This is a genomic window from Bradyrhizobium sp. USDA 3311 (assembly GCF_054062495.1).
Window position 1 is genome coordinate 6,023,376 of sequence record NZ_JBSSFI010000001.1, and the last position, 12,816, is coordinate 6,036,191.

Here is a 12,816-nt window from a genome sequence, read left to right on the forward strand (position 1 = left end):
AGACATCAACCCTTTGTCGCGCCGGCGGTCAGGCCGGCAATGTAGTAGTCCATCAGGAAGGCGTAGATGACCAGCGGCGGCGCTGCACCGAGCAGCGCGCCGGTCATGATCTGCCCCCAGTTGAAGACGTCGCCCTTGATCAGCGTGGTGGTGATGCCGACCGGCAGCACGAGCTGATCGATCGACGTCGTGAACACCAGGGGATAGAGAAACTGCGCCCAGGACACCGTGAAGGCGAAGATCGTGGCGGCGATCAGCCCGGGCAGCGCCACCGGAATGAAGATCCGCGTCAGGGTCTGCAGCCAGGAGGCGCCGTCGATGAGGGCGGCCTCATCGAGCTCCTTCGGGATCGAGGCGAAATAGCCGATCATGATCCAGGTGCAGAACGGCACGGTCAGCGTCGGATAGATGAACACCAGCACGTACCATCGGTTGAGCAAGGTGATGCCGGTGAAATCCTGGACCACTGCGAGCATCTTGAACAGCGGAATGAACAGAAGGCTGTCCGGGATGAGATAGGTGAGGAACACACCGGTCGCGAGTGTCGCCGAGCCCCAGAACTTCATCCGCGCGAGCGCGAACGCCGCCGGGATGCTGATCAGCATCGTGACGATCACGACCACGATCGAGATGATCGACGAGTTCCAGAAGAAGCGCAGGAACTGGTTCGAGGTCAGGAGCTCGACATAGTTCGCCAATGTCGGGTGAAAGACCCACCAGGGATTGGTTGCCGCCGAGATCTCCGCGCTGCTCTTGAGGGAGGTGATCAGCATGTAGACCGGCGGCGTCAGGAAGAAGATCGCAAACAGCACCAGGAAGAAGTAGGACCAGCGTAGCGCCCAGGTGCGGTCCCGGCTCATGCTTCCGAGTTTGACCTTGCGGCTTGGTCCGGCCTTGTCGATTGCCAGTGTGCTCATCAGGCTTCGTTCCCGCGTTTGGAGACATCGCGCAGGATGAAGACCGCTGCGACGGCGAGGATCGGCACCATGAACAACGAGACGCAGGCGCCGAGTGGAATGTCGCTGCTCTGGATGCCGACCTGGAACGCCCAGGTGGCGAACAGATGCGTCTGATCGAGCGGGCCGCCGGAGGTGAGGATGCGCACGATGTCGAAATTGGCGAAGGTGACGATCAGCGAGAACAGCGTCGTGATCGCGATGATGTTGCGCATCATCGGCAGCGTGATGAACCAGATGCGCTGCCACCAGTTCGCGCCGTCGATGGCCGCAGCCTCATAGAGCTGGTCGGGGACCGATTTCAGCGCGGCGAGGTACATGATCAGGAAGAACGGCGCGCCGTACCAGACGTTGACGAGGATGACGGAGAAGCGCGCCCAGAAGGCGTCACCGAGCCAGGGGATCGGACCGACGCCGAAGAAGGACAGTGTGTAGTTGAAGGCGCTGTAGGAGGGATCGAACAGCCAGAGCCAGGCCAGCGTGCTCATTGCCGGCGGGATGACCCAGGGCACCAGCAGCATGCCGCGCCATTTGCGCTGCTTCTTGCCCGGAATGTTGTGGACGAAATGCGCGACGATGAAGCCGATCAGCGCCTTGAAGATCACGGCGGTGATCGCAAATATGCAGGACTGCTTCACCACCATCCAGAACGTCTCGCGTTTGAACAGGAAGGTGAAATTGCTGAGGCCCACGAATTTCGTCATCGCCTTGTTCAGCGTCGCCAGGTAGAGCGAATAGAAGGCGGGGTAGAGCACGAACAGTGCGATCAGAAGGATCAGCGGCAGCGTCAGGAAGAACGCCACGGTCGATTTCCGACCCATTACATTGCGCAGGCTCGCGTTCTTTTTGCGCGGGCTCCCGGCACGAGCGAGGCGACCTTGCTCAACGACGACATCGGCCATGGGTCAAACTTTCTGGTCAGGCTTTCTTGCGAAAGATTCAACGGTGAAGCCGGCGACCGGTCGGCTTCATTGGCTTGCGGAGGTAGCGAGAGCGCGCCCCGGCGGCTCACACCCGAAGGCATGAACCGCCACGGCACACACCCGGCTCAGGTCCGCATGAAGCCCTCGCACTCGCCCTCGGCCCAGGCGAGCGCCGTTTCCAACTTCTCTCCTTGCGCAAAGCGCAGCGCCATCTTGGTCAGCGTGGCCTGGAAGTAGATCTGCTGCGCGATCTTCGGCGGCGCCGGCGATGCGGCGATTGACAGCGTCTGGTGGTTGTACGGGTTCGGGTAGTGATAGAGCGTGCCCTTCGGCGGTCCGACCTCGGCCCAGGTCTTGAACGTCGTCATGTTGGCATAGGCCGGCAGGTCATAGCCGCCGCTCGCCACGACGAACTTTTCGATCGCCGCGGGCGAGGACAGGTGGGTAAGCAGACTCTTGGCCGCCTCCTTGTTCTTGCCGAAGCTCCAGACGCCCCAGAAATAGGGCAGGTACGGGGCAAAGCGTCCTTTCGGACCCGCCGGGAAGCCGTGCGTCCAGCACTGCTCGGCGACTTGCGGTGCGTCGCGCTTGGCGACCGCCCAGGCGCTCGGCGGGTTCAGGATCATCGCCCCGCGGCCCGAGATCAGCCATTTGTTGTTGGACGCATCATCCCAGGAGGGCGCGTCCGTCGGCAGCACGGCGATCAGCTTCTTGTAGAATTCGAGCGCCTGCCGCACCGCGTCGGTCTTGACCGTGACATCGCCCTTGGCATTGACGAGCTCGGCGCCAAAGGACTGGAAGATCGCGCCGGCTGTATCGACGCTGTCGGTGGTCTCGCCGAGACCGATGCCGAACGGGAAGCCGGCCTTCTGGCAAGCTTCCGCAGCCTTCAAGAACGTCTCCATCGTCCAGTTGTCGGCCTTCGGCGGACTGCCTGCCGGGTACATCTCCTGCACGTCGATGCCCGCATGCTTCTTCATCAGGTCGATGCGCGAGCAAGGGCCCTTGATCTGGCTGCCCGGTGTCGCTGGGATCGCGAGCCATTTGCCGCCCGACTGGCCCAGATATTTGACGGTGCCGTTCACCTCGCCATTCTGCTTGATGAGCGGCTCCATGACGTCGTTGAGCGGCTCGAGATTCTCCGAATAGGCGTGCGGCCACCAGCTCGGCATCTGAAGTATGTCGTGACCGGACTTGGCCTGGGCTTCGGCCGCCGCAGTCAGCTCGATCTTCTTGTTGTTGCTGGTGATGTAGTCGATCGAGACCTCGACCTTCTCCTTCGCGGCCCATTCATTGACGAGAGCCGTGGAGGCGTCGTTGGCGCCGGGTACCCAATGGTCCCAGAAGCCGATCGAGAGCTTGCCGGCGGCATAAGCGCCTCTGACATAGGGCGCCGTGATCAGCGCCGCGGAGGACATTGCAGTGGCAGCCACAAATTGACGTCGCGTCAGTGTCTTGCGTGACATCTCGTTTCCTCGCTTGGATGTTTTATTGTTCTGGCGTTTCCTCTTAACTCTTCCGAGTTTTGCTCTTGATTTTCTTGTTGGCGTTTCTTGTTGGAATTCTCGTTGAACGTTTCTTGTTGGTGCCGTCAGCTCCGATTGCAATCACGCGAGGCGCGGCAAATTGGTAGCGCGATCAGATCATGATTGATCGCGTCTGTCGAGAAAGGCCGAACGGCGATCGTCTAGAACTAACGTTGTGCCCGACGGCGCGGCGGCGCCCGCGGTGCGGTGAGCCGGACCTGCGCCGTGGCTGCTCCTTTTGCGACGCACACGGTGCGCGAACCGGCCTGGAACGATCCGTGCGCAATTACGCCGCAGTTTCGAATAAGCCTGCATAACCGCTTCGCGCGAAAGACTTTTCGGGCGTGGACAGCAATTGGCTGCGTCTGGACCTTGAAGCGGCGGAAACGATAGTGTTGCAACCAGCGGGCGGCTTCCACCCGGATAGGCCAATCAGTTCGACGATGGAGACGAGAATGATCAACCCGGCGCCGCCAGCGCGGCTTTACCTGCGACGATGGCTCGCGCTGGGGTCCGTGCTCGCGCTGCTGCTCGGCGCAGCCGCAGTCGCGAACGCTCAAGGATTGGTCAAAGGCGTTCAGGAGGGGGCGGCAGCCGGGAACAAGGCGGCCGGTCCGGTCGGTGGCGTGCTCGGCGGTGCGATCGGCGGCGTGGTTGGCGTTTTCACCGGCGTGCTCGGCGTCGGCAACAATGGCAACCAGGCGCCGGCCGCCAAGGACGCTAACAAGGACGCGACCAAGGATGCCAAGCAGCAGCAAGGCGCCGGCAAGGACAAGGATGCCAAGAGCGCCAAGGCGGGCAAGGGGGCCAAGGCGAGCAAGGAAGCAAAGAACGCGCCGCAGGACACCAAGGACAACAAGGATGTCACGGTCCTCACCCAGAGCGGCGCGCCGCAACAGTCGGCCGAACAGATCGTCGCCAACAGCGATTCCTACATCGAGCGGATCAAGACCGAACTGAATCTCACTCCTGATCAGGAGAAGCATTGGTACGGGTTCTCCAGCGCCATGCACTACCTGGGGCATAATGGTGCGGAGCGGCTCAACCTTCGGGTTGCGCGCGCCAAGCGGGATCCGCCCGACGACATCATCGAGCAGATGCGCAACGAGGCGCAGTTCCTGATCGACCGGGCGGCCGACCAGCGCAATGTCGCCGACGCCGCCGAACCGCTCTATTCGAGCCTCGACGACAAGCAGAAGCAGGTCTTCATCCAGGAGATGGTACGCCTCAGCCACGAGCGCGGGCTGGATTGATCAAGTTGAATCGGATCGCCGGCGTACGAATTAACGGCGCTCGCCACGAATTCGTGAATCCTTTCCGCAATTCGGGTATGATTAGCTTCGCAAGCTGACTGCGGGGTTGATATGGCGGACGGACTCTCCGTTTTCCTGGTCGAAGACGAGGCGTTGATCCGGATGATGATGGCCGACATGGTGGAGGAGCTCGGCCACCATGTCGTCGCGGAAGCGGACAATGTCCGGGACGCGAGCGCCTTTGCGATGACCGCGCAATACGATCTCGCGATCCTCGACATCAACCTCATGGGGCTCTACGTCGATCCCGTCGCCGACCTGATCGAGCGCCGCGGCAAGCCGTTTCTGTTCGCCACCGGCTACGGGCCGGAACTCCTGCCGTCGCTGCTCCGCCGCAGGCCCATCCTGCGCAAGCCGATTTCGATCGACCAGCTCAAGGCGATGATCGATTCGATGTTTCCGGAAACCACGACGAAGGCGCCGCACTGAGCGACGGTGAGGGCACCGCGCTGAGCGACGGCGCCGCGCTGGGATCGCCAACGAAAATGGCCGCCCGTCGGGGGCGGCCATGCAACGAAGGAATTCGTCGGGTTCTCAGATCAGGCCGGCGGTGAGGTCGATGCCGTGCGCCATCAGGCCGAACGAGGCGACGAGGCCCGTGCAGCAGAACAGCAAGATGGTCTTGAACGAAGAATCGGCGAAACGCGTTTCGACGGCGGCCGGCATCGCGGCGAGCGAAATCATGCTCATGTTCATTCCCCCCTGTGTTGACCCCTGAATTGCATCAGGTGAGGGAACTCTTAGAGCAAAAAGTTTGACGCGAGATTGCGAGGGATCGTTAACGGAATCGCAATCGGCTCGCGGATTCGCGCCTCCCGGCGCGGGATTGCAGGTCTCAGCCGCGACCGTTCCTCAGCACCGTGGCGATCGTATGGGCGGTCATGGCGGCCCGATCCGAGGCGCGCTGGGCGGCCAGCCGGTCTCGCGCCTTTTCCTCGATCAGGAGCTCGATCAGCGCCAGCCGTTTGTCCTCGTCGTCCGCCTCGGTCAGCAGGCGGTGATAACGGTGATAGTCGAAGCCCAGATCCGGTTTACGCATGTCACGCCCCCGCAACTACGCCGCGCACTCCGCGGGATTGTTTCCCATGGGAAACAATCGGGCAAGCACGATCCTGCGTGGAACCCCGCTTTGGATGCAATCAGCTGTGAATTAGTTAACGGACCGGACGGTCTCGGCCGGCCGCACTTCAATCAGGATTGTGGTCGGCGAACATCTTCAGCCCGACGAAGCTGGCATCGGGCTTCGTGACCAGCCGGGTCGGGATGTTGCGCAAATAGTCCTGGAAGCGCCCCTTGGCTTCGAAGCGCGCGCGGAACGCGGAGGCCGCAAGGAACTCCGGGAAGCGCGGCACGATCCCGCCGGCGATATAGACGCCGCCGCGGGCACCGAAGGTCACCGCGAGGTTGCCCGCGACCGAGCCCAGGGTGGCGCAGAACATCTCCAGCGTCGCGCGGCTGACCGGGCAGCTGCCATCCAGGGCGGCCTTGGTGATGGCGGCCGCGTCGCGGTGCGGCACCTGGACGCCGTCGATCTCCGCGAGTGCCTCGTAGAGGCTTTGCAAGCCGGAGCCCGACAGCGCGCCGCGCTCGATGGAGACATGGCCGAAACGTCGGCGCAAGGACGCGATCACGCGTTCCTCGCGCTCGTTCTCTGCCGGCAACGTCGCGTGGCCAGCCTCGGTGACGACGGCCAGCCGCGCCCCATGGCGCTCAACCAGACAGGAGACGCCAAAGCCGGTTCCGGGCCCGACCACCAGCAACGGTTCTCCGGGGAGGCCATCTTGTCCGCCGAGCGGGATCAGATCGGCGGGCCGCAAGGCGGGCAGGGACCAGGCGACCACCTCGAAATCGTTGAGCACATGGACGCTGTCGAAGCCGAGCGTTGGCTGGAGCTCGTTGCCGTCGATGACCCAGGGGCTGTTGGTCATGACGCAGCGGTTGTTGGTGACGGGGCCTGCGACGGCCAGCACGGCTCGTTGGGGCGGTTCGCCGCCGGCCCGGCGCGCCAGCACGTCGACAATGGCTTCCTGGACGGTCGGGAAGTCGGCGACCTTCACATAGTCGATCGATCCGGTCTGGTCGCTGTTGCCCGGTTCGCTTTGGCTCAGCGCAAAGCGCGCATTGGTGCCGCCGATATCGGCGAGAAGAATTTTTCCTGTCTTGCCGATACTCATGACCCTTTGGTCGCCGCGGCCTTGCCGGCCTTCGGGAACCTTTGCCTCCGCTCCTGATCCGATCCGCAGTTTGCGGACGGTTTGAGAATCCTCGCTTGATTGTGCCTAGTCAACACGGACGAGGCCAAACCGTTGCATCCTGGAGACGATCCTCGGCCGCCAGCGCGATATGGCCACACGCGATCGGCGGTTGCGAAGCCGCACCGGAAGATCGACATTGGAGGGAGCGTTCGGCGCCGGCGGAGCCGGCAAATGGAATGGGGCCTTGCGATGAAGATTTCCGACCGCGACGTGCTGCTGGTGATCGACGTGCAGAACGACTTCTGCACCGGCGGGGCACTGGCCGTGCCCGGCGGCGAGAAAGTCGTGCCAGCCATCAACCGTATCGCCCAAAAATTCGCCAATGTGGTGCTGACCCAGGACTGGCATCCGAGCGACCACGTCTCCTTCGCGGTGAATCATGCGGGCAAGCAGCCGTTCCAGACCATCGAGCTGGACTACGGCAGCCAGGTGCTCTGGCCGACGCATTGCGTGCAGGGCACGGCGGGCGCCGAATTCCATGGGGAGCTGGACGTCACCCGGGCGAGCCTGGTGGTGCGCAAGGGTTTTCGGCGCGGCATCGATTCCTATTCTGCGCTGTTCGAGAACGACCACAGGACGCCGACGGGCCTGCTCGGGTATTTGCGCGAGCGCGAGTTGAAGACCGTCTTCGTCGCGGGGCTCGCGCTCGACTTCTGCGTCCGCTTTTCGGCAGAGGACGCCCGCAAGGCCGGGTGCGAGGTCGTAGTGATCGAGGATGCCTGCCGCGGCATCGACCTCGACGGCTCTGTGGCTGCAGCCCATCGGAGTTTTGTCGAGCTCGGCATTTCCGTGATCAGCTTCGAGGCATTCCTGTGAGAATCGCGAGATAGCCATGGCGGAGAAGACAGGCAAACAGCCGGGCGGGCCGGACCATGTCCCTGGTGATCCGCTGCTGTGGCCGTTTGCGGCGGCGCGGCTCGCCATGGACGCCTGGTTCGGATGGATGGAGCGCGGGCCGGACGAGCCTGCCGACAGCAGCCTGCCGTGGACGACGCCCAACACAGTCGCGCTGGAGCTTGCGACCATGCGCCTGCGCGATTGCACGCGGACGCGATCCGGCCAGCCGGCGCTGGTCTGTGCACCCTATGCGCTGCATCGGGCCCTGATCGCCGACTTCGCACCCGGCCACAGCGTGGTGCAGTCGCTGCAAGACGGCGGCATCGACCGGGTCTATCTCACCGACTGGCGCTCAGCCACCCCTGACATGCGCTATCTCTCGATCGACAGCTATCTTGCCGATCTCAACGTCGCCATCGACGAGATCGGCGTCCCGGTCGATCTCGTCGGCCTGTGCCAGGGTGGCTGGCTGTCGCTGCTCTATGCGGCGCGCTTTCCGGCCAAGGTGCGGCGGTTGGTCCTGGTCGGCGCTCCGGTCGACCTGTCGATCGATTCCTCGCTATCCAGGCTCGCCCGCAACGCGCCGGAGATGGTCTACGACCAACTCGTCGCGCGTGGCGGAGGCAATGTCAGTGGCGAGGAGATGTTGCGCTTCTGGTCCAGGACGCCAAGCCGCGAGGATATCGCAGCCGCCTTGCAAGTGGGCCTATCCGACGAGGAAGGCGGGGCACTGCTCGCGCGTTTCGACCAGTGGAACGTGGAGACGCTCGATCTGCCGGGCACTTACTATCTCGAGATCGTCAACCGGATTTTCCGGGAGAACCAGATTGCCGGCGGCAACTTCGTGGCGCTCGGCCGCGCGATTGATCTGAAGGACGTCAAGGCGCCGATCTTCCTGCTGGCCGGGCTCGACGACGAAGTGGTGCCGGTGACGCAGGCGCTCGCCACCGCCGGCCTTGTCGGCACGCCGCCAGCCTTCATTGCGGCGGCCTCCGAGCCGAGCAATCACCTCGGCCTGTTCATGGGTGCGCGGACCCACGCGCATGCCTGGCCCCGGATCGCCCAGTGGCTGCGCGACGATCTGACCGGCGTCCTGGCCCGCAGCGCCTGAGCTCGCCGGCCGGAGCGAGGCGCAAATCCGTTATGCATGATGGCGAATGGCCTGCACGGAGCCGGATCGATGAGCTACATAGGCTGGAGCTGACGGCTGCGGCCGGCCGGAAAGAGATTAAAGGTACTGCGCTCGATGACTTTCCACTCGATCTACGCCCACGGATTTGCGCGCGTGGCGGCCTGCGTGACCACCTCCCACGTCGCCGATCCCTCGGCCAATGCCAAGGCCATCCTGGCGGCCGCCAATGCCTGCCACGAACAGTCGGCGGCGGTTGCCGTGTTTCCCGAGCTGTGCCTGTCCGGCTATGCGATCGAAGACCTGGTCAAGCAGGATCCGCTGCTCGACGCCGTCGAGCGCGGTCTCGCGGCCATCGTCGAGGCCTCCGATGCATTGATGACCGTCCTGATCGTCGGCGCGCCGCTGCGCTTTGGTCATCGCATCTACAATTGCGCCGTCGTCATTCATCGCGGCAACGTCCTCGGCGTGGTGCCGAAGAGTTACCTGCCGACCTACCGTGAGTTCTACGAGGGGCGGCATTTCGCCTCCGGCGCCGGCATCGCCGGAGAGACGATCGCCTTCGGCGGGCTGCATGCACCGTTCGGCGTCGATCTGCTGTTCGCGGCCGAGGACGTGCCGGGCCTCACCATCGGCGTCGAGATCTGCGAGGACATGTGGATCCCCGTGACCCCGGCCTCGGAGCTCGCGCTCGCAGGCGCCAGCGTGCTGATAAACCTCTCGGGCAGCCCGATCACGATCGGCCGGGCGCGCTCGCGCGCACTGCTGTGCCAATCGACCTCGGCGCGCTGCCTCGCGGCCTACGTCTATTCCGCCGCAGGGGCAGGGGAATCGACCACTGATCTGGCCTGGGATGGCCAGACCTCGATCTACGAGAACGGCGTGCTGCTGGCCGAGGGCGAGCGGTTCCGCCAGGGCGGCCAGATCACGTTCGCCGACGTCGATCTCGACCTGCTCAGGCAGGAACGCGCCTTGATGGGGACGTTCGACGACAACCGCCGGCAGCGTGAGGCGTTCTTCCGCAAGGTGACGTTCGCGCTGAAGCCGCCGGCCTCCGACATCGGCTTCCTGCGCAAGGTCGAGCGCTTTCCGTTCGTGCCGAGCGACGAGAGCCTGCTCGAGCAGGATTGCTACGAGGCCTACAATATCCAGGTCGCCGGCCTCGTGCAGCGCATGCGCGCGACCGGCACCAAGCGCGTCGTCATCGGCGTCTCGGGCGGGCTCGATTCCACCCACGCGCTGATTGTCGCCGCCAAGGCCGTCGACCTGCTCGGCCTTCCGCGCGAGAACATCCTCGCCTACACGATGCCGGGATTTGCCACCGGCAGCGAGAGCAAGACCAATGCGCTGGCGCTGATGAAGGCGTTGCAGACGAATTGGCAGGAACTCGACATCCGCACCACGGCAACCCAGATGCTGAAGGATATCGGCCATCCCTTCGGCAAGGGCGAGAAGGTTTACGACGTCACCTTCGAGAACGTGCAGGCGGGTCTGCGCACGGACTATCTGTTCCGCCTGGCCAACCATCACGGCGGCATCGTCATCGGAACCGGCGATCTCTCGGAGCTTGCACTGGGCTGGTGCACCTATGGCGTCGGCGACCAGATGGCGCACTACAATGTCAATGCCGGCGTGCCGAAGACGCTGATCCAGCATCTGATCCGCTGGGTGATCGCCTCGCAGCAGTTCAGCGATGACGTCAACCGGACGCTTGCCTCGATCCTGTCGGCCGAAATCTCGCCCGAGCTGGTTCCGGTCAAGCCCGGCGAGAAACCGCAAAGCACCGAAGCCTCCGTCGGCCCCTACGAGCTCCAGGATTTCAACCTGTTCTATACGCTCCGCTTCGGCATGCGGCCGTCCAAGATCGCTTTCATGGCGCTCCAGGCGTGGAAGGATGTCGCCAAGGGCGAATGGCCGCCAGCGTTCCCGAACGATCGGCGCAAGGCCTACGAGCTTCCCGAGATCCGCCGCTGGCTCGAAGTGTTCCTGCGCCGCTTCTTCGCCTTCAGCCAGTTCAAGCGCTCGGCCATGCCGAACGGCCCGAAGGTTTCGGCCGGCGGCTCGCTGTCGCCGCGCGGCGACTGGCGTGCACCGTCGGATTCGAGCGCAGCGGCATGGCTCGAGGATCTCGACCGGAACGTACCGAACTGAATGACGCGGCGGATCGACATTGCTGGGGAGACGATCTGATGTCGGCCGGGGAAGGCTCAGAAACGGGTGAAGAGGCCAGCGTCGTCAACGGCCTTTACATCTTCGACATCGAAATGCGTGACGGCAAGCGCGGGCAGGCGCGGGGCGTGGTCGTGCTCTGCGACGGACGTATCATGGGTGGTGACAGCTATTTCTACTACACCGGCAGCTACACGTTCCGGAACGGGAAATGGCGTGGCGACATGATCGTCAACCAGCACACCGAAGCGGTCGGCCGGTCTCTCGTGTTCGGAGGCAGGGAGGTCACCTGCGGCTTTTCCGGCGATTATTTCCCCGGTGGCGCGGAAGTCGAGGGAATGGCGCTGGTCGGCAAGATCAGCGTGACGTTCACGGCGCGGCTGACGCTGAAGGATGCGATGTGAGCCGAGGGCGCCAGCCGGAGCTGCTGTGGAGTGGGTCTATGTGGGCCTAGCGATATGCTGGCAGGCTCGCGCTGAAGGAAAGCACGAGGTCCGGAGTGCCTAGGAGTCCGGACCTCGTCACCTTGCCCCAGCCTTCGATCCCCCGCCCCATGTGGTCCCCCAACCCCGTGGTGCGCGATCAGAGGGTGATGCCCTTGGAAGTGGCCGCCGATCGATGTCGCGCGATGTACGCGACATCGGAATAGGATTCCATTCCGGAGCACTACGGACACGATTCAGCTTGCTTCTGCGGCAGACTGCACGTGCCTGCATCGACGCCAGCGCCGCTGCACAACATCGATGCTGGCGACGCGCGGGATGTCCACATCTGCTCGACGCTGCGGAACATCGGTTTCACGGGCCTGTCATTGAACTGGTCTAGCGCTGCTCCCGTCATTGCTGACGGTCAAAGGAGCAAGCCATGTCGAAGCCGGTGTTGGGCGCCGCACTGTCCATCAAATCGATCCCCGCGCATCGCGACTGGCTTCTGGAACGGCAGCGCGATCTCGAGATCCAGGATTTCTTCCGCGCCGATCTCCTCGATAGCGACTGGCGTGCGACCGCCGGCGACATCAAGCAGATGCTCGCGGGCTATACGGGCCGTCTCGGCATTCACGGACCGTTCTGGGGCTTCAAGATCGACAGCCACGATCCCATGATCCGGCAGGCGGTGACCAAGCGTCTGCTCCAGGGGTTGGAGGCCGCAGAGTTTCTCGGTGCGACGCAGATGGTGATCCATTCGCCGTTCACGACCTGGGACCACAACAATCTCGATCTCGATCCGGACAATCGCGGCAGTCTGGTCGAACGGGTCAGGGCGACCCTCGCCGAAGTGATCGCGCGTGCCGAGACGACCGGCTGCGAGATCGTCATCGAGAACATCGAGGACAAGGATCCGCGCGACCGCGTGCGCCTCGCCAAGGCGCTGGAGAGCGGCAAGGTCCGCGTCTCGCTCGACACCGGCCACGCCAATTACGCGCACATCTCCACCGGCGCGCCGCCGGTCGACTACTATGTCGAGGCCGCCGGCGACATGCTGACGCATGTGCATCTCCAGGACACCGACGGCTTTGCCGACCGGCACTGGGCGCCGGGCGAGGGCAACATCCCGTGGGTCGCGGTGTTCCGCGCGCTGGGCCGGCTGACCTCGAACCCGCGGCTGATCCTCGAACTCCGCAACCACGACGACGTCCGCGCCGGCGCAGCCCATCTCGCCGCGCTTGGCCTCGCAGAATAACCGACCTCATCAAGGGCAGGGCCTATCG

General features: G+C 63.9%; 13 protein-coding genes. 7 read left to right on the forward strand and 6 right to left on the reverse strand.

Features of this window, described 5'->3' with window-relative positions:
* Positions 1–5: 5 nt before the first annotated feature.
* From ACVWW6_RS28925 to ACVWW6_RS28935, 3 genes are all read right to left on the reverse strand, one after another.
* The gene (locus ACVWW6_RS28925) at positions 6–917 is read right to left on the reverse strand and encodes a carbohydrate ABC transporter permease (protein ID WP_060912216.1); all 912 of its coding nucleotides are present in this window, start codon (positions 915–917) and stop codon (positions 6–8) included.
* Positions 917–1,858 (reverse strand): carbohydrate ABC transporter permease, encoded by a 942-nt coding sequence (locus tag ACVWW6_RS28930; protein ID WP_028174000.1) that lies wholly within the window; start codon positions 1,856–1,858, stop codon positions 917–919. The genes ACVWW6_RS28925 and ACVWW6_RS28930 overlap by 1 nt, the downstream gene beginning before the upstream one ends.
* Positions 1,859–2,004: 146 nt before the next feature.
* Complete coding sequence (locus ACVWW6_RS28935; protein WP_011087324.1) at positions 2,005–3,345, reverse strand: ABC transporter substrate-binding protein; 1,341 nt, start codon at positions 3,343–3,345, stop codon at positions 2,005–2,007.
* A 515-nt stretch (positions 3,346–3,860) separates the two neighbouring features.
* Here ACVWW6_RS28935 and ACVWW6_RS28940 point away from each other — a divergent pair.
* Both ACVWW6_RS28940 and ACVWW6_RS28945 read left to right on the forward strand, forming a co-directional pair.
* On the forward strand, positions 3,861–4,658 hold the full coding sequence (locus tag ACVWW6_RS28940; protein ID WP_161534914.1) for a Spy/CpxP family protein refolding chaperone: 798 nt from the start codon (positions 3,861–3,863) through the stop codon (positions 4,656–4,658).
* 111 nt (positions 4,659–4,769) lie between these two features.
* Positions 4,770–5,147: a response regulator gene (locus ACVWW6_RS28945; RefSeq protein WP_161534915.1), complete on the forward strand. Its 378-nt coding sequence runs from the start codon at positions 4,770–4,772 to the stop codon at positions 5,145–5,147.
* Between the two features lie 105 nt (positions 5,148–5,252).
* On the opposite strand, the gene ACVWW6_RS28950 is transcribed toward ACVWW6_RS28945, so the two are convergent.
* The 3 genes from ACVWW6_RS28950 to glk all read right to left on the reverse strand — a co-directional run bounded on the left by ACVWW6_RS28950 (position 5,253) and on the right by glk (position 6,892).
* A complete protein-coding gene (locus ACVWW6_RS28950) occupies positions 5,253–5,408 on the reverse strand; it encodes a hypothetical protein (protein ID WP_165448160.1) in 156 nt (51 codons plus the stop codon).
* Between the two features lie 145 nt (positions 5,409–5,553).
* Positions 5,554–5,757, reverse strand: coding sequence for a hypothetical protein (locus tag ACVWW6_RS28955; protein ID WP_038967431.1), 204 nt, complete (start codon positions 5,755–5,757; stop codon positions 5,554–5,556).
* Positions 5,758–5,905: 148 nt separating this feature from the next.
* Entirely contained in the window at positions 5,906–6,892 is a 987-nt protein-coding gene (glk, locus tag ACVWW6_RS28960) for a glucokinase (RefSeq protein WP_456681788.1), read from the reverse strand.
* Between the two features lie 252 nt (positions 6,893–7,144).
* Between glk and pncA the strand changes: the two genes are divergently transcribed.
* The 5 genes from pncA to ACVWW6_RS28985 all read left to right on the forward strand — a co-directional run bounded on the left by pncA (position 7,145) and on the right by ACVWW6_RS28985 (position 12,788).
* Positions 7,145–7,789, forward strand: coding sequence for a bifunctional nicotinamidase/pyrazinamidase (gene pncA, locus ACVWW6_RS28965; RefSeq protein ID WP_161534917.1), 645 nt, complete (start codon positions 7,145–7,147; stop codon positions 7,787–7,789).
* A 16-nt stretch (positions 7,790–7,805) separates the two neighbouring features.
* Positions 7,806–8,921: an alpha/beta fold hydrolase gene (locus ACVWW6_RS28970; protein WP_060912221.1), complete on the forward strand. Its 1,116-nt coding sequence runs from the start codon at positions 7,806–7,808 to the stop codon at positions 8,919–8,921.
* Positions 8,922–9,056: 135 nt separating this feature from the next.
* Entirely contained in the window at positions 9,057–11,090 is a 2,034-nt protein-coding gene (locus ACVWW6_RS28975; protein ID WP_211433389.1) for an NAD(+) synthase, read from the forward strand.
* A gap of 38 nt (positions 11,091–11,128) precedes the next feature.
* Positions 11,129–11,512: a GrlR family regulatory protein gene (locus ACVWW6_RS28980; protein ID WP_038967432.1), complete on the forward strand. Its 384-nt coding sequence runs from the start codon at positions 11,129–11,131 to the stop codon at positions 11,510–11,512.
* Positions 11,513–11,972: 460 nt separating this feature from the next.
* The gene (locus tag ACVWW6_RS28985; RefSeq protein WP_456681789.1) at positions 11,973–12,788 is read left to right on the forward strand and encodes a sugar phosphate isomerase/epimerase family protein; all 816 of its coding nucleotides are present in this window, start codon (positions 11,973–11,975) and stop codon (positions 12,786–12,788) included.
* Positions 12,789–12,816: the final 28 nt, after the last annotated feature.

Excerpts from the sequence above, each read along its gene's own strand:
- ACVWW6_RS28925 (WP_060912216.1), bottom strand. The coding sequence starts at position 917 with ATGAGCACACTGGCAATCGACAAGGCCGGACCAAGCCGCAAGGTCAAA.
- ACVWW6_RS28930 (WP_028174000.1), bottom strand. The coding sequence starts at position 1,858 with ATGGCCGATGTCGTCGTTGAGCAAGGTCGCCTCGCTCGTGCCGGGAGC.
- ACVWW6_RS28935 (WP_011087324.1), bottom strand. The coding sequence starts at position 3,345 with ATGTCACGCAAGACACTGACGCGACGTCAATTTGTGGCTGCCACTGCA.
- ACVWW6_RS28940 (WP_161534914.1), top strand. The coding sequence starts at position 3,861 with ATGATCAACCCGGCGCCGCCAGCGCGGCTTTACCTGCGACGATGGCTC.
- ACVWW6_RS28945 (WP_161534915.1), top strand. The coding sequence starts at position 4,770 with ATGGCGGACGGACTCTCCGTTTTCCTGGTCGAAGACGAGGCGTTGATC.
- ACVWW6_RS28950 (WP_165448160.1), bottom strand. The coding sequence starts at position 5,408 with ATGAGCATGATTTCGCTCGCCGCGATGCCGGCCGCCGTCGAAACGCGT.
- ACVWW6_RS28955 (WP_038967431.1), bottom strand. The coding sequence starts at position 5,757 with ATGCGTAAACCGGATCTGGGCTTCGACTATCACCGTTATCACCGCCTG.
- glk (WP_456681788.1), bottom strand. The coding sequence starts at position 6,892 with ATGAGTATCGGCAAGACAGGAAAAATTCTTCTCGCCGATATCGGCGGC.
- pncA (WP_161534917.1), top strand. The coding sequence starts at position 7,145 with ATGGAATGGGGCCTTGCGATGAAGATTTCCGACCGCGACGTGCTGCTG.
- ACVWW6_RS28970 (WP_060912221.1), top strand. The coding sequence starts at position 7,806 with ATGGCGGAGAAGACAGGCAAACAGCCGGGCGGGCCGGACCATGTCCCT.
- ACVWW6_RS28975 (WP_211433389.1), top strand. The coding sequence starts at position 9,057 with ATGACTTTCCACTCGATCTACGCCCACGGATTTGCGCGCGTGGCGGCC.
- ACVWW6_RS28980 (WP_038967432.1), top strand. The coding sequence starts at position 11,129 with ATGTCGGCCGGGGAAGGCTCAGAAACGGGTGAAGAGGCCAGCGTCGTC.
- ACVWW6_RS28985 (WP_456681789.1), top strand. The coding sequence starts at position 11,973 with ATGTCGAAGCCGGTGTTGGGCGCCGCACTGTCCATCAAATCGATCCCC.